21 protein-coding genes, 1 pseudogene and 1 riboswitch are annotated in these 22,454 nt (G+C 70.7%); of the genes and pseudogenes, 13 read left to right on the top strand and 9 right to left on the bottom strand.

Going from position 1 to position 22,454, the window contains the following annotated elements:
* Positions 1 to 176 precede the first annotated feature (176 nt).
* The 10 genes and pseudogenes from rpsB to AB0L56_RS13315 form a co-directional block, all read left to right on the top strand.
* Entirely contained in the window at positions 177 to 1,064 is an 888-nt protein-coding gene (gene rpsB / locus AB0L56_RS13270) for a 30S ribosomal protein S2 (RefSeq protein ID WP_361024590.1), read from the top strand.
* Positions 1,065 to 1,218: 154 nt separating this feature from the next.
* Positions 1,219 to 2,055 carry a translation elongation factor Ts gene (tsf, locus tag AB0L56_RS13275; RefSeq protein WP_365422435.1) on the top strand — a complete coding sequence of 279 codons (837 nt, stop codon included), beginning with the start codon at positions 1,219 to 1,221 and terminating at the stop codon, positions 2,053 to 2,055.
* A 190-nt stretch (positions 2,056 to 2,245) separates the two neighbouring features.
* A complete protein-coding gene (pyrH, locus tag AB0L56_RS13280) occupies positions 2,246 to 3,004 on the top strand; it encodes a UMP kinase (RefSeq protein WP_361024585.1) in 759 nt (252 codons plus the stop codon).
* A gap of 121 nt (positions 3,005 to 3,125) precedes the next feature.
* Positions 3,126 to 3,683 (top strand): ribosome recycling factor, encoded by a 558-nt coding sequence (frr, locus tag AB0L56_RS13285; protein ID WP_190165539.1) that lies wholly within the window; start codon positions 3,126 to 3,128, stop codon positions 3,681 to 3,683.
* Complete coding sequence (locus tag AB0L56_RS13290; RefSeq protein ID WP_361024582.1) at positions 3,683 to 4,807, top strand: phosphatidate cytidylyltransferase; 1,125 nt, start codon at positions 3,683 to 3,685, stop codon at positions 4,805 to 4,807. The genes frr and AB0L56_RS13290 overlap by 1 nt, the downstream gene beginning before the upstream one ends.
* 210 nt (positions 4,808 to 5,017) lie before the next feature.
* Positions 5,018 to 6,124, top strand: coding sequence for a 23S rRNA (adenine(2503)-C(2))-methyltransferase RlmN (rlmN, locus tag AB0L56_RS13295; RefSeq protein ID WP_365422440.1), 1,107 nt, complete (start codon positions 5,018 to 5,020; stop codon positions 6,122 to 6,124).
* A gap of 35 nt (positions 6,125 to 6,159) precedes the next feature.
* A riboswitch (TPP riboswitch) is annotated at positions 6,160 to 6,265 on the top strand.
* Positions 6,266 to 6,345: 80 nt separating this feature from the next.
* Positions 6,346 to 7,434 (top strand): thiamine ABC transporter substrate-binding protein, encoded by a 1,089-nt coding sequence (locus AB0L56_RS13300; protein ID WP_361024519.1) that lies wholly within the window; start codon positions 6,346 to 6,348, stop codon positions 7,432 to 7,434.
* A gap of 47 nt (positions 7,435 to 7,481) precedes the next feature.
* Positions 7,482 to 9,083, top strand: coding sequence for an iron ABC transporter permease (locus AB0L56_RS13305; RefSeq protein ID WP_365422445.1), 1,602 nt, complete (start codon positions 7,482 to 7,484; stop codon positions 9,081 to 9,083).
* The gene (locus tag AB0L56_RS13310) at positions 9,084 to 10,103 is read left to right on the top strand and encodes an ABC transporter ATP-binding protein (RefSeq protein WP_365422448.1); all 1,020 of its coding nucleotides are present in this window, start codon (positions 9,084 to 9,086) and stop codon (positions 10,101 to 10,103) included.
* 65 nt (positions 10,104 to 10,168) lie between these two features.
* Positions 10,169 to 10,533 (top strand): annotated as a pseudogene (locus tag AB0L56_RS13315) (hypothetical protein); the annotation flags it as partial.
* 63 nt (positions 10,534 to 10,596) lie between these two features.
* On the opposite strand, the gene AB0L56_RS13320 reads toward AB0L56_RS13315, so the two are convergent.
* The 7 genes from AB0L56_RS13320 to AB0L56_RS13350 form a co-directional block, all read right to left on the bottom strand.
* On the bottom strand, positions 10,597 to 11,292 hold the full coding sequence (locus tag AB0L56_RS13320) for an LAETG motif-containing sortase-dependent surface protein (RefSeq protein WP_361024510.1): 696 nt from the start codon (positions 11,290 to 11,292) through the stop codon (positions 10,597 to 10,599).
* 148 nt (positions 11,293 to 11,440) lie between these two features.
* Entirely contained in the window at positions 11,441 to 12,562 is a 1,122-nt protein-coding gene (locus AB0L56_RS13325; protein WP_361024507.1) for a Rossmann fold nucleotide-binding protein, read from the bottom strand.
* A gap of 18 nt (positions 12,563 to 12,580) precedes the next feature.
* Positions 12,581 to 12,988, bottom strand: coding sequence for a VOC family protein (locus AB0L56_RS13330; protein WP_361024504.1), 408 nt, complete (start codon positions 12,986 to 12,988; stop codon positions 12,581 to 12,583).
* Between the two features lie 84 nt (positions 12,989 to 13,072).
* Positions 13,073 to 14,452 carry a hypothetical protein gene (locus AB0L56_RS13335; RefSeq protein WP_365422453.1) on the bottom strand — a complete coding sequence of 460 codons (1,380 nt, stop codon included), beginning with the start codon at positions 14,450 to 14,452 and terminating at the stop codon, positions 13,073 to 13,075.
* On the bottom strand, positions 14,434 to 15,183 hold the full coding sequence (locus AB0L56_RS13340) for an ATP-binding cassette domain-containing protein (RefSeq protein WP_361024498.1): 750 nt from the start codon (positions 15,181 to 15,183) through the stop codon (positions 14,434 to 14,436). Before AB0L56_RS13340 ends, AB0L56_RS13335 begins: the two co-directional genes overlap by 19 nt.
* Positions 15,184 to 15,409: 226 nt before the next feature.
* Positions 15,410 to 16,783 carry an aspartate aminotransferase family protein gene (locus AB0L56_RS13345; protein ID WP_361024495.1) on the bottom strand — a complete coding sequence of 458 codons (1,374 nt, stop codon included), beginning with the start codon at positions 16,781 to 16,783 and terminating at the stop codon, positions 15,410 to 15,412.
* A 2-nt stretch (positions 16,784 to 16,785) separates the two neighbouring features.
* On the bottom strand, positions 16,786 to 17,304 hold the full coding sequence (locus AB0L56_RS13350; RefSeq protein WP_365422631.1) for an Lrp/AsnC family transcriptional regulator: 519 nt from the start codon (positions 17,302 to 17,304) through the stop codon (positions 16,786 to 16,788).
* A gap of 203 nt (positions 17,305 to 17,507) precedes the next feature.
* Here AB0L56_RS13350 and AB0L56_RS13355 point away from each other — a divergent pair, with 203 nt between their 5' ends.
* Both AB0L56_RS13355 and AB0L56_RS13360 read left to right on the top strand, forming a co-directional pair.
* Positions 17,508 to 18,947, top strand: a complete 1,440-nt coding sequence (locus tag AB0L56_RS13355) for a gamma-aminobutyraldehyde dehydrogenase (RefSeq protein WP_365422457.1) — start codon at positions 17,508 to 17,510, stop codon at positions 18,945 to 18,947.
* A 107-nt stretch (positions 18,948 to 19,054) separates the two neighbouring features.
* The gene (locus AB0L56_RS13360; protein WP_365422460.1) at positions 19,055 to 19,585 is read left to right on the top strand and encodes a hypothetical protein; all 531 of its coding nucleotides are present in this window, start codon (positions 19,055 to 19,057) and stop codon (positions 19,583 to 19,585) included.
* On the opposite strand, the gene AB0L56_RS13365 is transcribed toward AB0L56_RS13360, so the two are convergent.
* Complete coding sequence (locus AB0L56_RS13365; RefSeq protein ID WP_365422463.1) at positions 19,542 to 20,306, bottom strand: glycerophosphodiester phosphodiesterase; 765 nt, start codon at positions 20,304 to 20,306, stop codon at positions 19,542 to 19,544. The genes AB0L56_RS13360 and AB0L56_RS13365 overlap by 44 nt on opposite strands.
* Before the next feature lie 20 nt (positions 20,307 to 20,326).
* Entirely contained in the window at positions 20,327 to 21,394 is a 1,068-nt protein-coding gene (locus tag AB0L56_RS13370) for an adenosine deaminase (protein WP_365422466.1), read from the bottom strand.
* A gap of 589 nt (positions 21,395 to 21,983) precedes the next feature.
* On the opposite strand from AB0L56_RS13370, the gene AB0L56_RS13375 reads away from it, so the two are divergent.
* The coding region (locus AB0L56_RS13375; protein WP_365422469.1) for a DUF4190 domain-containing protein at positions 21,984 to 22,454 on the top strand (471 nt) is incomplete at its 3' end.

The raw sequence follows: 22,454 nt of genomic DNA on the forward strand, positions 1-22,454 counted from the left end.
TGGTGGCGACCCGGGCCACCGGGTCGACTTCGCACGCCCCGACATCAGGACCGGTCACGGCCGGAACCCCGGTGTCAGCGCCCCTCGGTCCTTGCGGCAGCGGCGCGTCGTGGGCGTCAGGCGCGGAAGCCGTCCGGCATCCGCGGCACAACCGAGAAATTCAAGGAGATACGGCCATGGCCGTCGTCACGATGCGGGAGCTGCTGGAGAGCGGCGTCCACTTCGGTCACCAGACCCGTCGTTGGAACCCGAAGATGAAGCGCTTCATCTTCACGGAGCGCAACGGCATCTACATCATCGACCTGCTCCAGTCGCTGTCGTACATCGACCGCGCCTACGAGTTCGTCAAGGAGACCGTCGCCCACGGTGGCACGGTCATGTTCGTCGGCACGAAGAAGCAGGCGCAGGAGGCCATCGCGGAGCAGGCCACCCGCGTCGGCATGCCCTACGTGAACCAGCGCTGGCTGGGCGGGATGCTCACCAACTTCTCGACCGTCTACAAGCGTCTGCAGCGCCTCAAGGAGCTCGAGCAGATCGACTTCGAGGACGTGGCCGCCTCCGGCCTCACCAAGAAGGAGCTGCTGGTCCTCTCCCGCGAGAAGGCCAAGCTGGAGAAGACCCTCGGCGGTATCCGCGAGATGCAGAAGGTGCCCAGCGCCGTCTGGATCGTGGACACCAAGAAGGAGCACATCGCGGTCGGCGAGGCCCGGAAGCTCAACATCCCGGTTGTCGCCATCCTCGACACCAACTGTGACCCCGACGAGGTCGACTACAAGATCCCGGGCAACGACGACGCGATCCGCTCCGTCACCCTGCTCACCCGCGTGATCGCCGACGCCGTCGCCGAGGGCCTCATCGCCCGCTCGGGTGTCGCCACCGAGGGCAAGGGCGAGAAGGCCGCCGGCGAGCCGCTGGCCGAGTGGGAGCGCGACCTGCTCGAGGGCGAGAAGAAGGCCGAGGAGGCCGCTCCGGCCGCCGCCGAGGCCGAGAAGCCGGCCGAGGCCCCCGCCGCCGAGGCTCCCGCCGCCGAGGCCGCTCCGGCCGCCCAGGCCGAGCAGGCCTGACCGCCCCGTCAGAGCCGTTGATGGCGGGAGCGGTGACATCTCATCGCTCCCGCCGTTCACCCGTAGGTCAGCGGCGAGTCGGAGACCCGCCCTCAGTCAGGTCCTGACCCGCAGATCTCCGAACCTCCAGACTTCGAGAAAGATTCACAGACTCATGGCGAACTACACCGCCGCAGACGTCAAGAAGCTCCGGGAGCTCACCGGCGCCGGCATGATGGACTGCAAGAAGGCACTGGACGAGGCCGACGGCAACGTCGACAAGGCCGTCGAGGCGCTCCGCATCAAGGGCCAGAAGGGCGTCGCCAAGCGCGAGGGCCGCTCCGCCGAGAACGGCGCCGTGGTCTCGATCATCGCCGACGACAACTCCTCCGGTGTCCTCGTCGAGCTGAAGTGCGAGACGGACTTCGTCGCCAAGGGCGAGAAGTTCCAGGCAGTGGCGAAGGCCATCGCCGAGCACGTCGCCAAGACCTCCCCGGCCGACCTCGAGGCCCTGCTCGCCTCCGAGATCGAGCCCGGCAAGACCGTCCAGGCGTTCGTGGACGAGGCCAACGCCAACCTGGGCGAGAAGATCGTCCTGGACCGCTTCGCGCAGTTCGCCGACGGCTACGTGACGGCGTACATGCACCGCACGATGCCCGACCTGCCCCCGCAGATCGGTGTGCTCGTCGAGCTGGACAAGCCCAACGCCGAGATCGCCAAGGGTGTCGCCCAGCACATCGCCGCCTTCGCGCCGAAGTACCTCTCCAAGGAGGACGTCCCGGCCGAGGTCGTCGAGTCCGAGCGCCGCGTCGCCGAGGAGACCACCCGCGCCGAGGGCAAGCCCGAGGCCGCCCTGCCGAAGATCGTCGAGGGCCGCCTCAACGGCTTCTTCAAGGACGCCACGCTGCTCGGCCAGCCCTACGCGCTCGACAACAAGAAGTCCGTCCAGAAGGTCCTGGACGAGGCCGGTGTCACCCTGAAGCGCTTCACGCGCATCAAGGTCGGCATCTGAGTCCGTACCGCGACGGGCGCGCGACCCCGATAGGGTCGAGAGCAGTCGTACGGACACGCGTCCGCGCATGCGCGCGTGCCGGGCGACAGCAGATCTGACGAGGAGGCCATTGCCGTATGGGATGCGAACCACGCCCCACCGGCAATGGCCTTCTTCGTATGTGCAACACGCGAAAGAGGCGGGATCCCCGATGACCACCAAGGCTGAGAAGAGCGACGACGGCAAAGTACGCGGCCGGTTTCTGCTGAAGCTGTCCGGAGAGGCCTTCTCCGGTGGCGGGGGACTAGGTGTCGACCCGGACGTGGTGCACGCCATCGCACGTGAGATCGCGGCCGTCGTACGGGACGGCGCGCAGATCGCGATCGTCATCGGCGGCGGCAACTTCTTCCGCGGCGCCGAGCTGCAGGTGCGCGGCATGGACCGCGCCCGCTCCGACTACATGGGCATGCTCGGCACCGTGATGAACTGCCTCGCCCTCCAGGACTTCCTGGAGAAGGAGGGAGTGGACTGCCGTGTGCAGACCGCCATCACCATGGGGCAGGTCGCCGAGCCCTACATCCCGCTGCGCGCCGTACGCCACCTGGAGAAGGGCCGCGTCGTCATCTTCGGCGCCGGTATGGGCATGCCGTACTTCTCCACCGACACCACCGCCGCCCAGCGCGCCCTGGAGATCGACGCCGAGGCGCTGCTCATGGGCAAGAACGGCGTGGACGGGGTCTACGACTCCGACCCCAAGACCAACCCCGACGCCGTGAAGTTCGACGCGCTCGTCTACGGCGAGGTCATCACCCGGGATCTGAAGGTCGCCGACGCGACGGCCGTCACGCTCTGCCGTGACAACAGCCTGCCGATCGTCGTCTTCGAGCTTCTGAAGGAGGGCAATATCGCCCGCGCGGTCAAGGGTGAGAAGATCGGCACGCTTGTGGGTGACCACGCCGGACGCAACTGACCGGGGGGATGGACAATGTCCTGCCGGTCGGGAACCGTGCAGGAATAAGACGCGACGCAGCCGGCCGCCGCCCTGACAAGGAACCGCAGCCGGGCCTACTCAAGACACGCAGGAGCAAGTGGTGATCGAAGAGACCCTCCTCGAGGCCGAGGAGAAGATGGAGAAGGCCGTCGTGGTCGCCAAGGAGGACTTCGCCGCGATCCGCACCGGCCGTGCGCACCCGGCGATGTTCAACAAGATCGTGGCCGACTACTACGGCGCACCGACGCCGATCAACCAGCTGGCCTCGTTCTCCGTGCCCGAGCCGCGCATGGCCGTGGTGACGCCGTTCGACAAGAGCGCGCTGCGCAACATCGAGCAGGCGATCCGCGACTCCGACCTGGGCGTCAATCCGAGCAACGACGGCAACATCATCCGGGTGGTGTTCCCCGAGCTGACCGAGGAGCGCCGTCGCGAGTACATCAAGGTCGCCAAGGGCAAGGGTGAGGACGCCAAGGTCTCCATCCGTTCCGTGCGCCGCAAGGCCAAGGACGCCATCGACAAGATGATCAAGGACGGCGAGGTCGGCGAGGACGAGGGCCGCCGTGCGGAGAAGGAGCTCGACGACACCACCGCGAAGTACGTCGCCCAGGTGGACGAGCTCCTGAAGCACAAGGAAGCGGAACTGCTCGAGGTCTGATGAACGACTCTTCCTGGGGGCCGCCGCAGACCGGGTACTGGGGGCCGTCCGACCACGGGCCCGGCCAGGGGGCTGCCCCTGCGGGTCCCGCGTACCATGCGCACTACGCGCAGCAGACTCGCCCCATGCCCATCGTGCCCGACGTGCCCGAACACGGCGGAGACCAGGATGTGGACCGGGGGGCCGCTCGGCTGGGCGGTCCCCTGTTCCGAGACGAGATCCCGCAGGCACGGCCCCATCCCGGGGAGGTGCGGCAGAATCCGGAGCCCATGCCCGACGTCCCGCAGCCGGCGCCCGCCCCGCAGAAGAAGAGCGCGGGGCGCGACCTCGGCGCCGCGATAGGCGTCGGCGTCGGACTCGGCGCGGTGATCGTCGCGTCGCTGTTCGTCGTCAAGGCCGTCTTCGTCGGCGTGATCACCGTCGCCGTCGTGGTCGGCCTGTGGGAGCTGACCACGCGGCTCGAGGAGCGCAAGGGCATCAAGGCGCCCCTCGTCCCGCTCGCGCTCGGCGGTGCCGCCATGGTCGTCGCCGGGTACGCCCGGGGGGCCGAGGGCGCGTGGGTCGCCATGGCGCTCACCACGCTGGCGGTGCTGGTCTGGCGTATGACGGCGCCGCCCGAGGGCTACCTCAAGGACGTCACGGCGGGTGTCTTCGCGGCGTTCTACGTCCCGTTCCTGGCGACCTTCGTCGCGATGATGCTCACCGCCGACGACGGTCACTGGCGGGTCCTCACCTTCCTCCTGCTGACGGTGGTCAGCGACACGGGCGCCTATGCCGTCGGCTGGCGCTTCGGCAAACACAAGCTCGCCCCGCGGATCAGCCCCGGCAAGACCCGCGAGGGCCTGCTGGGCGCAATCGCGTTCGCGATGGTCGCGGGCGCCCTGTGCATGCAGTTCCTGATCGACGACGGCAGCTGGTGGCAGGGCCTGCTGCTGGGCCTCGCGGTCGCGGCCAGCGCCACCCTGGGCGACCTCGGCGAGTCCATGATCAAACGCGACCTGGGCATCAAGGACATGGGCACCCTGCTGCCCGGCCACGGCGGCATCATGGACCGCCTGGACTCCCTGCTCCCGACGGCACCGGTGGTGTGGCTCCTACTGGTGATCTTCGTCGGCTCCACCTGACCCGCACCCACCCCCAAACCGATCGGCCCCCGCCCTCCCAGGACGCGGGCCCGACGTCCGTTTCAGTACGATCACCCAATGACCACGCCGCTACTGCGCGGCCCCCTGGAACCGTACGAAGAGCCACGCCACCAAGGTCACCGTTCTGATCGCCGACCTGTTCTGAGCCCGGCCGGGCCACCCATGTCGATCTGCGACACTGGTACAGCCATGCCTAAGCCCGGAGAACTTACTTTTGTTGCGCCGCGCGGAGCCAAGACGCCGCCGCGGCATCTTGCCGATCTCACGCCTGCCGAGCGGAAGGAGGCGGTCGTTGCGGTCGGTGAGAAGGCGTTTCGTGCCAGGCAGCTGTCGCAGCACTACTTCGCGCGGTACGCGCACGAGCCGGAGCAGTGGACCGACATCCCGGCCGGTGCGCGCGGCAGGCTGCGGGAGGCGCTGCTTCCGGAGCTGATGACGGTCGTACGACATCTGTCCACCGACCAGGGGACGACCCGCAAGACGCTGTGGAAGCTGTTCGACGGGACGCTCGTCGAGTCGGTGCTGATGCGATACCCGGACCGGGTGACCATGTGCATCAGCTCGCAGGCCGGGTGCGGTATGAACTGCCCGTTCTGCGCCACGGGGCAGGCGGGGCTGGACCGGAACCTGTCGACGGCCGAGATCGTGCACCAGATCGTGGACGGGATGCGCGCGCTCCGGGACGGTGAGGTGCCCGGGGGCCCGGCGCGGCTGAGCAACATCGTGTTCATGGGCATGGGGGAGCCGCTCGCCAACTACAAGCGGGTCGTGGGCGCCATCCGGCGGCTCACCGACCCCGAGCCGGACGGGCTCGGGCTGTCGCAGCGCGGGATCACCGTGTCCACCGTCGGCCTCGTCCCGGCCATCCACCGCTTCTCCGACGAGGGCTTCAAGTGCCGGCTCGCCATCTCGCTGCACGCCCCCGACGACGAGCTGCGCGACACCCTCGTCCCGGTGAACACGCGGTGGAAGGTGCGCGAGGTGCTGGACGCCGGGTTCGAGTACGCGGCCAAGTCGGGGCGGCGGCTGTCCATCGAGTACGCGCTCATCCGGGACATCAACGACCAGGCGTGGCGCGGTGACCGGCTGGGGCGGCTGCTCAAGGGGCGGCCCGTGCACGTCAACCTCATTCCGCTCAACCCGACGCCCGGTTCCAAGTGGACCGCCTCCCGGCCCGAGGACGAGAAGGCGTTCGTGGAGGCGATCGCCGCGCACGGTGTGCCGGTGACGATCCGGGACACCCGTGGACAGGAGATCGACGGGGCATGCGGTCAGCTCGCCGCGAGCGAGCGGTAGGGTGACCCGTGTAAGTCAGAGGTAAGGACAACCTCATATTCCGACAGGGGAGCGCCACAGCGCTGAGAGTGCGGCACCGGCCGCAGACCCTCCGAACCTGGCCCAGGTCATTCTGGGTAGGGAGATCGGTCATCACTCGAGCTGTTGCGCCCTGCCCGGGACTCCGCCAGGGGTCCCGGGCAGGGCCGCGTCTCTTCCTGGTCACCCCCAGGAGGAATCAAGTGGGCATCACCAAGAAGGTCACGGTCCTGGCCGTCGGGCTGGGGCTGGTCACGGCGTCCGCGTGCGGGTCGTCCGACGGGGACGGCGGCAGCGGCGACGGCGGCGGGTCCAAGACCGTCACCCTCGTCAGCCACAACTCGTGGGCCGTGTCCGAGGACGTCGTCGCCGCCTTCGAGAAGCAGTCCGGCTACGAGCTCAAGGTCCTGGAGGACGGCGACGCGGGACAGGCCGTGAACAAGGCCATCCTGACCAAGGACAACCCCCAGGGCGATGTCTTCTTCGGCGTCGACAACACCCTGCTCTCCCGCGCCCTCGACAACGGGCTGTTCCAGCCGTACGAGGCCAAGGGCCTGGACAAGGTCCTGCCCGAGTACCGGGCCGACGAGGACGAACACCGGGTCACCCCCGTCGACACCGGTGACATCTGCGTCAACTACGACAAGGCGTGGTTCGCCGAGCACGACCTTAACCCGCCCAAGACCTTCGACGACCTGATCAAGCCCGAGTACAAGGACCTCCTCGTCGTCGAGAACGCCTCCACCTCCTCGCCCGGCCTGGGCTTCCTGCTCGGCACGGCCGCCCAGTACGGCGACGAGGGCTGGCCGGACTACTGGAAGAAGCTCCGGGCCAACGGCGTCAAGGTGGTCGACGGCTGGGAGCAGGCCTACAACGAGGAGTTCTCCGGCTCGGCCGGCGGCAGGAAGGCCAAGGCCGACCGTCCGCTCGTCGTGTCGTACGCCTCCTCGCCGCCCGCCGAGGTCATCTACACCGAGCCCCGGCCGGAGACCGCGCCCACCGGCGTCGCCGAGGGCACCTGCTTCCGCCAGGTCGAGTACGCCGGACTGCTGAGCAACGCGAAGAACCCCGAGGGCGGAAAGGCGCTGCTCGACTTCCTGATCGGCAAGCGGTTCCAGGAGGACATGCCGCTCAACATGTTCGTGTACCCGGTGGTGGAGGGCGCCGAGGTGCCCGAGGAGTTCAAGCAGTTCGGGCCGCAGGCCAAGGATCCGGAGACCATGGACCCGGCGAAGATCGCCGAGAACCGTGACCAGTGGGTCAAGTCGTGGACCTCGCTCGTACTGAAGTGACGCGAGCGGCGGCAAGGCGGCGCGGGAGCGCGGCGCGGCTCGGTCTCATGGCCGTGCCCGTCGCGTTCTTCGCCGTCTTCTTCGCCTATCCCGTCACCGCGATCGTCGCGCGCGGACTCAAGACGGACGGGACCTGGCAGCTCGGGCGGATCGGGGACGTACTGGCCCAGTCCGACGTCCGGCAGGTGCTGTGGTTCACCACCTGGCAGGCTCTCGTCTCCACTGTCCTCACCCTGCTGATCGCCCTGCCCGGCGCCTATGTCTTCGCCCGCTTCGACTTCCCCGGCAAGCAGGTGCTGCGGGCCGTGGTCACGGTGCCGTTCGTGCTGCCCACGGTCGTCGTCGGTACGGCGTTCATGGCGCTGGTCGGACGCGGCGGACTCCTCGACGAACTGTGGGGGGTGCGCCTGGACACCACCGTGTGGGCGATTCTGCTCGCGCATGTCTTCTTCAACTACGCCGTCGTCGTGCGCACGGTGGGCGGCCTCTGGTCCCAGCTCGACCCGCGGCAGGAGGAGGCCGCGCGGGTGCTCGGCGCCTCACGGTTCGCGGCCTGGCGGACCGTCACTCTGCCCGCGCTCGCGCCCGCCGTGGCCGCGGCCGCGCTGATGGTCTTCCTGTTCACCTTCACCTCCTTCGGTGTGGTGCAGATCCTGGGCGGGCCGGCCTTCTCCACGCTGGAAGTGGAGATCTACCGGCAGACCTCCGAGATCTTCGACCTGTCCACGGCCGCCGTCCTGACGATGATCCAGTTCGTCGCCGTGGGCTCCATCCTCGCCCTGCACGCCTGGACCGTCCGGCGGCGGGAGACCGCCCTGCGGCTCGTGGACGCCTCGGTGACCGCCCGCCGGCCGCGCGGCACCGGGCAGTGGGCGCTGCTGGGCGGAGTCGTCGCCGGTGTCGCCGTACTGCTTCTGCTGCCCCTCGCGGTGCTGGTGCAGCGTTCCTTCGACGGCGCCGGCCTCGGCTACTACCGGGCGCTGACCGAGGACGACGGAGGAGTGTTCCTGGTCGCGCCGATCGAGGCGGTCGGCAACTCGCTGCGGTACGCCCTCGCCGCCACCGCCATCGCCGTGGTGATCGGCGGCCTCGCGGCCGTCGCGCTGACCCGGCGGGACGCGGGACGGCTGGTGCGCGGGTTCGACGCCCTGCTGATGCTGCCGCTCGGGGTGTCGGCGGTGACCGTCGGCTTCGGCTTCCTGATCGCCCTCGACGAGCCGCCGCTGGACCTCAGGGCCTCCTGGATCCTGGTCCCGCTCGCGCAGGCGCTCGTGGGCGTGCCGTTCGTCGTACGGACCATGCTGCCGGTGCTGCGGGCGGTGGACGTACGGCTGCGGGAGGCGGCGGCGGTGCTCGGGGCGTCGCCGTGGCGGGCCTGGCGTGAGGTTGACCTGCCGATGGTGCGGCGGGCGCTGCTGATCGCGGCCGGGTTCGCCTTCGCGGTGTCGCTGGGGGAGTTCGGGGCGACGGTGTTCATCGCCCGGCCGGAGAACCCCACGCTGCCGGTGGCCGTGGCGCGGCTGCTCGGGCGGCCCGGAGACCTCAACTACGGCCAGGCCATGGCCCTGTCGACGATTTTGATGATCGTGTGCGCGGTGGCGCTGCTGGTGCTGGAGCGGCTGCGGACCGACCGGACCGGGGAGTTCTAGATGCTGCTGAGCCTTCGGGCCGCAACCGTCCGCTTCGGCGGGCGCGCGGTGCTGGACGCCGTCGACCTGGAGGTCGCCGAGCAGGAGATCGTGTGTGTGCTCGGGCCCAGCGGCAGCGGCAAGTCGACCCTGCTGCGGGCGGTCGCGGGTCTGCAGCCCCTCGACTCCGGGCAGGTCCTGCTCGACGGGCACGACCAGTCGGGCGTGCCCGCGCACAGGCGCGGGGTGGGGCTGATGTTCCAGGACCACCAGCTCTTCCCGCAGCGGGACGTGGGCGGCAACGTGGCGTTCGGGCTGCGGATGCGCGGCGCGTCACGCGCCCGGCAGGCGGAGCGGGTGGGGGAGTTGCTGGACCTGGTCGGTCTGCCCGGGGCGTCCGGGCGGGCCGTCGCCTCGCTGTCCGGGGGCGAGCAGCAGCGTGTCGCGCTGGCCCGCGCCCTCGCTCCCAGCCCCCGGCTGCTGATGCTGGACGAGCCGCTCGGACAGCTCGACCGGTCGCTCAGGGAGCGGCTCGTCGTCGAACTGCGCGAGCTGTTCGGCCGGCTGGGCACCACCGTGCTCGCCGTGACCCACGACCAGGGCGAGGCGTTCGCGCTGGCCGACCGGGTGGTGGTGATGCGGGACGGGCGGATCGCCCAGTCCGGAACGCCGCTCGAGGTGTGGCAGCGGCCGGCCGACGCCTTCGTGGCGCGTTTCCTCGGTTTCGAGAACGTCGTCGAGGCAGCCGTCGGGGACGGGGTCGCCGTGACCCCCTGGGGCAAGGTCCCCGTCCCGGACGGCGCCCCACAGGGCACGCGGACGCTGCTGGTCCGGCCCGCCGGTGTCCGTCTGGTCCCCGTCGAGGAGGGACTGCGCTGCACCGTGGCCGCACGCACCTTTCGGGGCACCCATGTCGCCGTGCACCTCCAGCCCGAGGACGCGCCCCGGCTGGAGGCGGCCTGCGCGCTCAGGGCCGCGCCGGACGTCGGGGACGAGGTCGGAGTGGAGTTCGACGAGGCGGAAATCGCCGTGCTGGGGTGACCGCTGCTGTCTACGGTCTGCGTCATGATTCGACTCGGGTACGGCCGTTACTGCGCGATCGCGGCGCGCTGGACGGGTGGCCGTCGGAGTCCGGCCGGCTGATCGTCGGCGACCTGCGGACGGCGGGGCCGGGCGCGCAGTTGTGAAGCTGGGCGGACATCCGCAATGCCGGGTTCTGGGCCCGCCGTATGACGCACGAGCTGATCGTCCACCGCGCGGACGCGGCCCTCGCCGCCGGACTGCCCTTCGAGGTCGCGCCCGATGCCGCCGCCGACGCGAGGAGGGCGTCCCCTGGCACCGGGGCCATGACAAGGCCACGGTCGCCCCGCGCGGACCGCTCACCGAGGTGCTCCAGGACGCCCCGGAACTGCAGGTGCTCGGCGACCGGAAGCTGCTGGAGTTCTGGCTGGAGCGGGTGACGTTCGGCTGAGCGTTCGGAACGACGAAGCGGCCCGCTCCCGAGGGGGCGGGCCGCTTCTGTGTCCGTGCGGGGTCAGCGGTTGCTGTTCGCCCCGCGGCGGCGCATGCCGAAGAAGATCGCGCCACCGCCGACCGCGACCAGGGCGGCCGCGATGCCGGCGATCAGGCCGGTGTTGGAGCCGGCGCCGGTCTCGGCGAGGTTGGACTCACCGGCCGGGGACGGCGCGTTGTTCGACGTGTCCGCCGGAGGGGTGCTCTCGCTTTCCGACGCCGACGGGGTCGGGGAGCCGGGCTCCTCGGCCGGGGTCGAAGGGTTCTCCGAGGGGGTCGAGGGCGCCGGAGCCGGGGACTTCTCCGTCTTCTTGCAGGACGTCGCCGGGGTGGTCAGGTTCGGCTTGATGTCCTCGTCGACGTAGGGCGTCGCCTTGACGTGGACGCGGTACTCGGCGTTGGGCTTCCAGTCCTCCTCGAAGGTGATGGTGGTGCCCTCACGGGTGCCCTTGACCACCTGCTCGCCGACCTTCTTGATGTCGGCGCCGTTGTTCAGCAGGAACACGGTGACGGTGGCGGGGACGCCGGCCGGGTCGACGTCGGTGACGGTGATGACACCGCTGTCACCGACGCACGTGGCCTCGGCCGAGAACTCGGTGATGTCGCAGGCCGCCGCGCTGCCGGCGACGCCGAGCGCGAGCGCGGCGGACGCGGAGGCGACACCGAGGGCGCGCACGGAGCGCGCGACGGTACGGCGGGATACGGACAGAACTGCCACGTTTGTCCTTTACGGGGATGTGTAAATGCGGGGGGTTGAGGGAGTGTTGACGGAGCATCAGCACTCCCAGGTAGCTCCCAGGTCTATAAGCGCCGCATAAGTAGTGTCAACGCATATGCCGACCGCGGGCCCGGGCTTTGCCTTTTCATTAACCGCCCAGACGTTTCAACGCCTCCGGGGCCTCTTCGATCCGGTCCACCAGGGTGATCCGCGTGTCCATCGAACGCTCTCGGGCGAGCGACCGCAGCAGCGGCCAGGCCGGCAGCTTCTCCGTCCAGTGCGCCCGGTTCACCAGCACCATGGGCGTGGGTTCACCGCGCGACTCGTAGTAGTTCGGCGTCGCGTTGTCGAAGATCTCCTGGACGGTGCCGGCGGCGCCCGGCAGGAAGACCACGCCCGCGTTGCAGCGGGCCAGCAGTCCGTCCTCGCGCGTGGCGTTGGCGAAGTACTTCGCGATGTGGGAGGCGAAGGCGTTGGGCGGCTCGTGGCCGTAGAACCAGGTGGGAATCCCGACCGAGTGGTTGCCCTTCGGCCAGCGGGTGCGCACCTCGAAGGCGGCCCGCGCCCAGTCGGTGATCGACGGCGTGAACGAGGGTGCCGCCGCCAGCAGTTGGCAGGCCTCGTCCAGCACTGCCTCGTCGTAGGGGGCCGCGTAGGCGCCGAGGTTCGCCGCCTCCATCGCGCCCGGGCCGCCGCCCGTCGCCACCGTGAAACCGGCGTGGGTCAGCGCCCGTCCGAGCCGGGCGGCACCCAGGTACTGCTCGGTGCCGCGGGCCATCGCGTGACCGCCCATCACCCCCACGACCCGTGCCCCGCGCAGGAGTTCGTCGAGGGCGTCGGACATGGAGTCGTCGTGGACCGCGCGCAGCATGGAGGCGAAGATGTCGCCGTCCGCCTTGGTCCGCTGGAACCAGGTGTAGGTCAGCGCGTCCGGAGTCGCCTCATAGCCCTTGTCGAGCGAGGCGAACAGGTCACCGGGTGTGTAGAGATGCCCCCGATAGGGATCGAAGGGCAGGCCCGGGACCGGCGGCAGGACCAGGGCGCCGTCGGCACGGAGTTTCTCCGCCGCCTCTGGACGCATCCGGCAGCCGAGGAACACCGCCTCGGCGGTGTCGGTGGTGAGCAACTCCCGGGTCCGGTCGGTCAGATCGACGGCCTGGACACGGAACCCGGCGAGCGTGCCGCGCGAGGAGACGATCGCGTCGAACTCCTCGAGCGTCTCGATCTCGCGGTCCCCGTGATGGACGGCATGGGCGGGACTGGTCTGCACCCGCCCATGCTAGGTCGCTCAGCCCTCCAGGGCTGCCGGGTCCATCCACACGACCTCCCAGGTGTGGCCGTCGAGGTCGTCGAAGGAGCGGCCGTACATGAGGCCGTGGTCCAGGGTCTCGCCGGCGACCGTCCCGCCCGCCGCCAGGGCCTTGTCCACCAGCTCGTCGACCTTCTCGCGGCTCTCGGCGCTCAGCGCGATCAGCACCTCGCTGCTCTTCCTCGCGTCCACGATCTCCTTCTTCGTGAACTCCGCGTACTTCTGCCGGGTCAGCAGCATCGCCACGATGGTGTCGCTGATCACGACCGAGGCGGCGGTCTCGTCGCTGAACTGCGGGTTGATCGAGTAGCCCAGCTCCGTGAAGAACTTCTTCGAGGCGTCGAGGTCGTTGACGGGAAGGTTCACGAAGATCATCTGCTGGTACATAACGGGGGCCTCCGCCAATCGGTTCCGTAGCGTTCGTAGGGGTGGACAGGCCGCCCGCGCGAAACTCATCGGTGCACGCAGATTTCAGTTCAGCGGCCACGCCGACAGTTCGGCGACGACCAGCGACAACGGGCCGAACAGGGCGAGCAGCGTGCCCGCGCGGAGCACGGCCGCCCGGCGCAGCGTGGTCGCGGGCGCACCGAGGCGCCGTAGCGCGGCGGTGGTGTCGGAGCGGGCCTGCTTCGACTCGACCGCTGCCGTGAGCAGGGTCGCCAGCGTGCAGCCCGTCACCAGCAGCACCCCGAGCGCGACGAGCGGACCGGAGGACGCGTCCTCCCGGTCGTACAGCGAGGCCATGGCGTACGCGGCCGACATGACCGCACAGACCACGCCCAGCGGACGGCCGATGCGCGTGGCCTCCGTCATCAGCACCCGCCCGGCGAGCAGCCGCAGCGCGCCGGGGCGGATCGTCTGGAGCAGCCGGCCGCACAGATGGGTGAGACCCGGGCCGGCGAGCGCGAGCCCGACGCAGGCCAGGGCCAGCCCGAGCAGCGCGGCCGGCCGGTCGCCCGGTCCGCCTCCCGCGCCCGTACGGCTCGCGAAGGCCTCCACGGCCAGCCCGACCGCCAGCACCGCGATGCCCCAGGGCAGCCCGGACGGCGGTGCGTGCGGAACGGCGGGCGGCACCTCGGCGGACACCGCGGACTCAACGGACTGCGCGGACTCGGCTGACTCAGCGGACTCGCCATCCGGCCCCGCGAAGCTCCCGGCGGCCTCCGCCGCGCCCTCCTGCTCCGGCTGCTCCGGCGTCGCCCCGGCAGTACGCCGACTGCGTGCCGGAGTGCCCAGCTGCCTGCCGAAGCGTCCGTACGCCCCGAACGACTCGCGTGCCGCCGTACGCCGGTACGCGCCGAACCTGCCGTACGTCCGTGCCGCGCGGGGCGCGCCCGAAACCGGCTCGCGTGGCCGCAGCGTCACCGCCACCGCCCCCGACGCGCTCAGCGGCACCAGGGCCAGCAGCGTCAGCGCGGCCGGCAGTGGAAGCGGCCGCCCGGCGGCGAGGAAGTCCGTCGCGGCGCCGTCGAGGGGCATGCCGGTGAGGTCGCCGCGCAGCTGGAGGAAGACCAGCAGGGCCAGCGCCGAGCCCAGCAGGCAGGACAGGGCCGTGGTGGTCGCGGAGATCACCATCAGACGGACGGGACCCAGGCCGATCGCCGACAGACCGGGCCGGGGCCGGGTCGCCGGATCGGTGCGGGCGACCGCGACCGCGAAGTACACCGTGGCGGCCAGCGGGGCCGCGCACCAGGCCAGCCGGAGCGCCGAGACGGACGGGTCCGGGTTGCCCAGGGCATGGCCGAGGGCGCTCAGCAGCAGGAAGCCGGTGCCCGCCGACGCGGCCGCGACCAGCAGCCGGCGCAGCTGGACGGCCGGATGGGCGCCGAGGCTCAGACGGAGAGCGAGCACGCCGCTCGGCCTTCCGTGTCGGCCGTCCCGGAGACCGGCGGCAGGTGGAGGGTGTGCACGCGCCGCCCGTCGAGCAGCGACACGGTGCGGTCGGCGAGCGCGGCGGTCTGCGTGTCGTGGGTGGCGAGGACGACGGTGATGCCGTGCGAGCGCGCCGCGGTGATGAGTGTGCGCAGGACGTGGGCACGGTCGACGCCGTGCAGGGGCGCGGTCGGCTCGTCGGCGAACACCACCGTGGGCGCCGGGGTGAGGGCGCGGGCGACGCACACCCGCTGCCGCTCCGCATGCGTCAGTTCGACGGGGTGCTTGCGAGCCTTGTCACCGACGTCGAGGCGTTCCAGCCACTCCACGGCCGCCGTCTTGGCGCGGCGCCGGCCGGTGCCGCGCAGCATCAGCGGCAGGGCGGCGTTCTCCCAGACGTTCAGCTCGGGGACGAGCACCGGGGCCGGGTCGACCCAGCCGAAGCGGTCCCGGCGCAGCCGCTCGCGGGCCGCCCGGGTCATGGTGTGCACGGGCACGCTGTTGAACCAGATCTCGCCGCTGCGCGCGGGCAGCAGGCCGGACAGGCAGCGCAGCAGGGTGGTCTTGCCGCTGCCGCGCGGGCCGCCGACGGCGAGGATCTCGCTCTCCCGGACGCCGAGCGAGACCCCGCTCAGTCCGGGTGAGCCGTCGTCATGCCGGAAGTGCAGGGATCGCGCCCAGAGCACGTCGTTGTCCGGTGGGGCCACCATGGCGTACACCTCGGTTCGGATCGGAAATGCCGTGCGCTATTCGGGTAAGTCCCCCGTCCGGGGGAACGAAGGCGCGGCCGATCGGTCACTGGGCACGCTAGGCAGGCCATGGCGGCGGGCCGGACAGCACGCGGCCCCGGGCCGCCGTTTCTCACTCGAACGGGCGGCTCCGGGGCTGGTGTTGATCATCCAGAAGGAAGATCGGAACCTCGGATGGCGTAACGGACTACAGCTTGGTCCACGCCTCGGAGAGGGTCGCGCGCAGGATCTGCTCGATCTCGTCGAAGGTCTCCTGGTTGGAGATCAGCGGCGGCGCGAGCTGGATCACCGGGTCGCCGCGGTCGTCGGCACGGCAGTACAGGCCGTTCTCGAAGAGCTTCTTCGACAGGAAGCCGTACAGGACCCGCTCGGTCTCGTCGGCGTCGAAGGACTCCTTGGTGTTCTTGTCCTTGACCAGTTCGATGCCGTAGAAGAACCCGTTGCCGCGGACGTCGCCGACGATCGGCAGGTCGTGCAGCTTCTCCAGGGTGGCGCGGAAGGCACCCTCGTTGTCCAGCACGTGCTGGTTCAGGCCCTCGCGCTCGAACAGGTCGAGGTTGGCGATGCCGACCGCGGCGGAGACCGGGTGGCCGCCGAAGGTGTAGCCGTGCAGGAAGGTGTTGTCGCCCTTGTAGAACGGCTCGGCGAGGCGGTCGGAGATGATGCAGGCCCCGATCGGGGAGTAGCCCGAGGTCATGCCCTTGGCGCAGGTGATCATGTCCGGGACGTAGCCGAACTTGTCGCAGGCGAATGTCGTGCCGAGGCGGCCGAAGGCGCAGATGACCTCGTCGGAGACGAGCAGCACGTCGTACTGGTCGCAGATCTCGCGCACCCGTTGGAAATAGCCGGGCGGGGGCGGGAAGCAGCCGCCGGCGTTCTGCACCGGCTCCAGGAAGACGGCCGCGACCGTGTCCGGGCCCTCGAAGAGGATCTGCTGCTCGATCTGGTCGGCGGCCCAGCGGCCGAACGCCTCCGGGTCGTCACCGAAGAGCGGCGCACGGTAGATGTTGGTGTTCGGCACCTTGTGCGCGCCCGGCACCAGCGGCTCGAACGGGGCCTTCAGCCCCGGCAGTCCGGTGATGGACAGGGCGCCCTGCGGGGTGCCGTGGTAGGCCACCGCGCGGGAGATCACCTTGTACTTGGTCGGCTTGCCGACGAGCTTGAAGTACTGCTTGGCGAGCTTCCAGGCGGTCTCCACCGCCTCACCGCCGCCGGTGGTGAAGAAGACCTTGTTGAGGTCGCCCGGGGCCTCGTTCGCCAGCCGCTCCGCGAGCTCCACGGCCTTGGGGTGGGCGTAGGACCACACCGGGAAGAAGGCCAGCTCCTGAGCCTGCTTGGAGGCCGTCTCCGCGAGTTCCTGACGGCCGTGGCCCGCCTGCACCACGAACAGGCCCGCGAGGCCGTCGAGGTAGCGCTTGCCCTTGTCGTCGTAGATGTGGGTGCCCTCACCCCGGACGATGGTGGGGACGGGGGCGTTCTCGTACGACGACATGCGGGTGAAGTGCATCCACAGGTGGTCGTACGCGGACTTGCTGAGGTCCTTGGGGCTGTCGGTACTCACGATTATCGGGTTCCCCACATATAGGTCTGCTTCTTGAGCTTGAGGTAGACGAAGCTCTCGGTGGAGCGCACTCCGGGAACGGCCCGGATGCGTTTGTTGATGACCTCCAGAAGGTGGTCGTCGTCCTCGCAGACGATCTCGACCATCAGGTCGAAGGAGCCCGCGGTCATCACCACGTACTCGCATTCGGCCATGGCGGCCAGCGCGTCGGCCACGGACTCCACGTCGCCCTCGACGTTGACCCCGACCATCGCCTGCCGGCGGAAGCCCACGGTGAGCGGGTCCGTGACGGCGACGATCTGCATCACGCCCTGGTCCAGCAGCTTCTGGACGCGCTGGCGCACGGCCGCTTCCGACAGGCCCACGGCCTTGCCGATGGCGGCGTACGGCCGGCGGCCGTCCTCCTGGAGCTGCTCGATGATGGCGAGAGAGACGGCGTCCAACTGGGGACCGCCGCCGTTCCTGGACTCGCGCGAGTCCTTCGGGTCTGCGCTTCGACTGGCCACGCGGCCACTCTGCACCACGTATCGACAGTTTTGCAAGGTTCGATCGATGAAATCCGTTGTCTTCAGGGGTTGGTCCTGCGGATTTCGCAGATGCCGAGTGGGCGGGGGTGTTGAAAACGTCAGCCGTCGGTCTAGGGTGGGTGTCTCAGAGCTTGGACAGCTCGACAGTTTCGAGCCGACACCTCGGACACCCACAAGGAACACCAGGAGGGCCTGCAGTGAGCACCGAGCTGCGTCGTCTGCGCAACTACATCGGCGGGGAGTTCCGGGACGCCGCCGACGGACGGACCACCGAGGTGGTCAACCCCGCGACCGGCGAGGCGTACGCGACCGCTCCGCTGTCCGGGCCGGCGGATGTGGACGCCGCGATGGCGGCAGCCGCCGAGGCGTTTCCCGGCTGGCGCGACACCACCCCGGCGGAGCGGCAGAAGGCCCTGCTGAAGATCGCGGACGCCTTCGAGGAGCGCGCCGAGGAACTCATCGCGGCGGAGGTGGAGAACACGGGCAAGCCCGTCGGGCTGACCCGCACCGAGGAGATCCCGCCGATGGTGGACCAGATCCGCTTCTTCGCGGGCGCGGCGCGGATGCTCGAGGGCAAGGGCGCGGGCGAGTACATGGAGGGGCTGACCTCCTTCGTACGCCGCGAGCCGGTCGGCGTCTGCGCGCAGGTCGCCCCCTGGAACTACCCGATGATGATGGCCGTGTGGAAGTTCGCCCCGGCCATCGCGGCGGGCAACACCGTGGTCCTCAAGCCCTCGGACACCACCCCGGCCTCCACGGTCCTGCTCGCCGAGATCCTCGGCTCGGTCCTGCCCAAGGGTGTCTTCAACGTCGTCTGCGGCGACCGTGACACGGGCCGTCTGATGGTCGAGCACCCCACCCCGGCGATGGCCTCCATCACCGGCTCGGTGCGCGCCGGCATGTCGGTCGCCGAGTCCGCGGCCAAGGACCTCAAGCGGGTCCACCTGGAGCTGGGCGGCAAGGCCCCGGTCGTCGTCTTCGAGGACACCGACATCGCCAAGGCCGTCGAGGACATCTCGGTGGCGGGCTTCTTCAACGCCGGCCAGGACTGCACGGCCGCCACGCGCGTCCTCGTCCACGAGGCGATCCACGACGACTTCGTCGCGGCGCTCGCCAAGGCGGCCGGCGACACCAAGACCGGTATGCCCGACGACGAGGACGTTCTCTTCGGCCCGCTCAACAACCCCAACCAGCTCAAGCAGGTCGAGGGCTTCATCGAGCGGCTGCCCGCGCACGCGCGCGTGGTGGCGGGCGGCAAGCGGGTCGGCGACAAGGGCTACTTCTACGCGCCGACCGTGGTCTCCGGTCTCAAGCAGGACGACGAGATCATCCAGAAGGAGGTCTTCGGACCGGTCATCACCGTCCAGTCCTTCACGGACGAGGACCAGGCCGTCGAGTACGCCAACGGCGTCGAGTACGCGCTGGCCTCCTCGGTGTGGACCAAGGACCACGGGCGTGCGATGCGGATGTCCAAGAAGCTCGACTTCGGGTGCGTCTGGATCAACACCCACATCCCGCTGGTCGCCGAGATGCCGCACGGCGGCTTCAAGAAGTCCGGCTACGGCAAGGACCTCTCGGCGTACGGCTTCGAGGACTACACCCGCATCAAGCACGTGATGACGTCCCTGGACGCGTAGGCGTCACGGCGTCGGCCCCCGGACGGTGGTGCACCGTCCGGGGCCGGCGTGTGTCCGGGCGCCGGACCATTTTTGAACATGTTCAACTTCCGGCGTACGCTGCCGCCATGAGCGACGAAGCCGCCCTGCTCCGGGGCATCCGTGTCTGGCTGGTGTTCTTCATCGTCTGCCTGGTGCTCAGCGGAGCCACGGCCTTCCCCCTGGTGCACGAGCTGCGCTGGAGCGAGGACCTGCTGCGGGCGCTGTCGGTGCCGGAGCACCTGCCCGCCCTCATGGAGTGGATCGAGCGCGTGCGGGAAGGGCTCGACACCGCCGACGCCGACTATCCCTTCCTCCTCTACGGCACCGACTGGCTCGCCTTCGCCCATCTCGTGATCGCGGTCGCCCTCTACGGCCCCTACCGCGACCCGGTCCGCAACATCTGGGTCGTCGAGTTCGGCATGATCGCCTGCGCCGGCATCGTCCCGCTCGCCCTCGTCTGCGGCCCGATCCGCGGCATCCCGTTCTGGTGGAGCGTCATCGACATCGCGTTCGGGGTGTTCGGCGTCCTCCCGCTGTACGTCGTACGCCGGAAGATCAAGCGGCTGGAGGCACTCAGCCCGCAGGCCGGCGCCCGCCCCGTTCCCGTGCCGCAGTGAGACGCCGGCCGGGCGAGGAGGAGGCGCCGGAGCGTGCCCGGCGGTCGCGCAGGGCGCACAGGACGTCGATGCGGTTGGTGGTGATCGAGTCGACGCCCATCGCCAGCAGGCGGCGCATGGAACGGCGGGTGTCCGGGGTCCACACGGAGAGCAGATGGCCGCCGCGGTGGACGCGGTCGGCGAGCGCCCGGTCCACCAGGCCGAAGCGGTAGTTCAGCCAGCGGGGCCGGATCGCCTCCAGGAGACCGGCGCGCGGCGGGGCCAGCGTGGTCCGCGTGAGCGCGATCTCGGCGGACGGGTCGGCCGCGCGCACGGCGAGCATGGCGGGGGCGCCCGCGCAGTAGTAGACGCGGTCCTCGGCGCCGCTCTCGCGCACGACGTCCACGACCCGGCGCGCGGCGCGCACGTCCGGTGTCCCGGGCAGGTCGATCATCACCCGGCTGCCGTCCGTCGCCGCCAGCGCCTCGGAGAGCGTGGGCACCCCGCCGTCCGTCACCCCGCGCACCTCCTCCCACGACAGCGACGCCAGCGGGCGGTCGTGCTCCCACAGCCGCTTCAGGGTGTCGTCGTGGAGCAGCACCGGGACGCCGTCCCGGGTGAGACGTACGTCGATCTCCACCGCGTCCGCGCCCCGCCGCAGCGCGGACCGCAGCGAGGGGAGGGTGTTCTCGCGGAAGCGGTAGGGGTCGCCGCGGTGGGCCACGGCGGTCACGTTGTGCATGGCGGACCTTCGCGGGGCGGTCAGGGGGCGAGCCAGGACGCGGTGTAGGTGTCGATCTCGGCGGCCAGCCGCTTCTTGCCGGCGGCGTCCAGGAACGACGCCTCGACCGCGTTCTTCGCGAGACCGGCCAGGCCCCGCTCGTCGAGGCCGAGGAGCCGGGCGGCGACCGCGTACTCGTTGTTGAGGTCGGTGCCGAACATCGGCGGGTCGTCGGAGTTGATCGTCACCAGGACACCGGCCCGGGTGAACTCCTTGATCGGGTGCTCGTCGAGCGTTCTCACCGCGCGGGTGGCGATGTTGGAGGTGGGGCACACTTCCAGCGCGATGCGCTGCTCGGCCAGGTGCTGGAGCAGTTTGGGGTCCCGCGCGGAGCTGGTGCCGTGCCCGATGCGCTCGGCGCCCAGTTCGTTGAGCGCGTCCCACACGGTCTCCGGCCCCGTCGTCTCGCCCGCGTGCGGTACGGAGTGCAGTCCGGCGGCGATGGCACGGTCGAAGTACGGCTTGAACTGGGGGCGGGGCACGCCGATCTCCGGGCCGCCGAGGCCGAAGGAGACCAGGCCCTCAGGGCGCAGCCGGTCGTCGGTGGCCAGGCGCGCGGTCTCCTCGGCGGACTCCAGCCCGGCCTCGCCCGGGATGTCGAAGCACCAGCGCAGCACCGTGCCGAACTCGGACTCGGCCGCCTTGCGCGCGTCCTCGATGGCGTCCATGAAGGCACGCTCGTCGATCCCGCGGCGGGTGGAGGAGAACGGGGTGATCGTCAGCTCGGCGTACCGCACCTGCTGCCGGGCCAGCTCACGGGCCACCTCGTAGGTCAGCAGCCGGACGTCCTCGGGGGTGCGGATCAGATCGACGACGGACAGGTACACCTCGATGAAGTGGGCGAAGTCCGTGAAGGTGAAGTAGTCGGCCAGGGCCTGGGGGTCGGTGGGGACCTTGGAGTCGGGGTGGCGGGCGGCCAGCTCCGAGACGATACGGGGGGAGGCGGAGCCGACGTGGTGCACATGCAGTTCGGCCTTGGGCAGTCCGGCGATGAAGGCGTGCAGGTCGCGGACCGGCCCGGCGGTGGCTGCGTCCAGGTGGTCGGTCAATGTTCCTCCCCGGGAACGGCGTACCCCCGGCCGTGCTGGGGCGGCACGCAGATGATCGGCTGATCGGTGTTCGGGTCATCGTAGGCCGGGCGCGCGCGGTGCGGGCACGGGCCGTAGCATGGCGGGACGTCCGACGGAGGGGGCCCAGAACATGGGCGACGACGCGCAGACGCCTCAGGCGCGGGAACAGGCCACGGGGGGCACGCCGTCCGGTGACACGCATGCAGGTGCCGTGTGGCCGGCACCGGCCGACGGCGGTGCGCGGGACGCGGCGGCGCAGGACGGTTCCCTGGTGGACGTGCGGACCACCGACACGTCGCCCTCGAGCACCTGGCCGCCGCCCGCGGACGGTGCCGCGGCGCCGGGCCCCGGATCCGACGGCCCGCGCTCCGAGGGCGGGGGAGCAGGCGGCCCGGGCGAGACCGTCGTGGCCGGCGACCCCCCGCCGTGGTCCGCGCCATCCGTGCCTTCGGTGCCCTCCGGGCCTGCCGCCCCTGCTGGACCTGCCGCGCCGTCCGTGCCCTCCGGGCCTGCCGCCCCTGCTGGACCTGCCGCGCCGTCCGTGCCCTCCTCCGCCCCGCCCCCTTCCGTGCACGACCAGCAGACGGTGACGTCCTTCCCGGCGATGGGCGGCGCCCCCGCGCAGCCCCAGCCGTGGGCGGGCCCGTCCGCTCCGGTGCCGCCCTCCGCCCCCACCCCCGCGGCCAACCCGTTCGCACCCCCGGCCGGGAGCGAGCCCGTTCCGCCGCCGCCCATCGGCCCCGAGGGCCCGGGCCGGGTCCCGTACGGCTATCCGGGCACCCCGTACGGCGGCGCCCCGGCACCGGGGTACGCCGGATGGTCCGGCACGGCACCGATGCCGAGCAACGGGCCGGGCGTCACCGGACTCGTGCTCGGCATCATCTCGGCCGCCGTCTTCTGCCTCTGGCCGGTGGCCATCCTGCTGGGGGTGCTGGCCCTGATCTTCGGCGGAATCGGCCGGAGCAAGGCCCACCGGGGCAAGGCCACGAACGCGGGGCAGGCCATGGCCGGGATCATCTGCGGCGCGGTCGGGATCGCC

This window comes from Streptomyces sp. NPDC052079 (assembly GCF_040680275.1).
Taxonomy (GTDB): Bacteria; Actinomycetota; Actinomycetes; order Streptomycetales; family Streptomycetaceae; genus Streptomyces.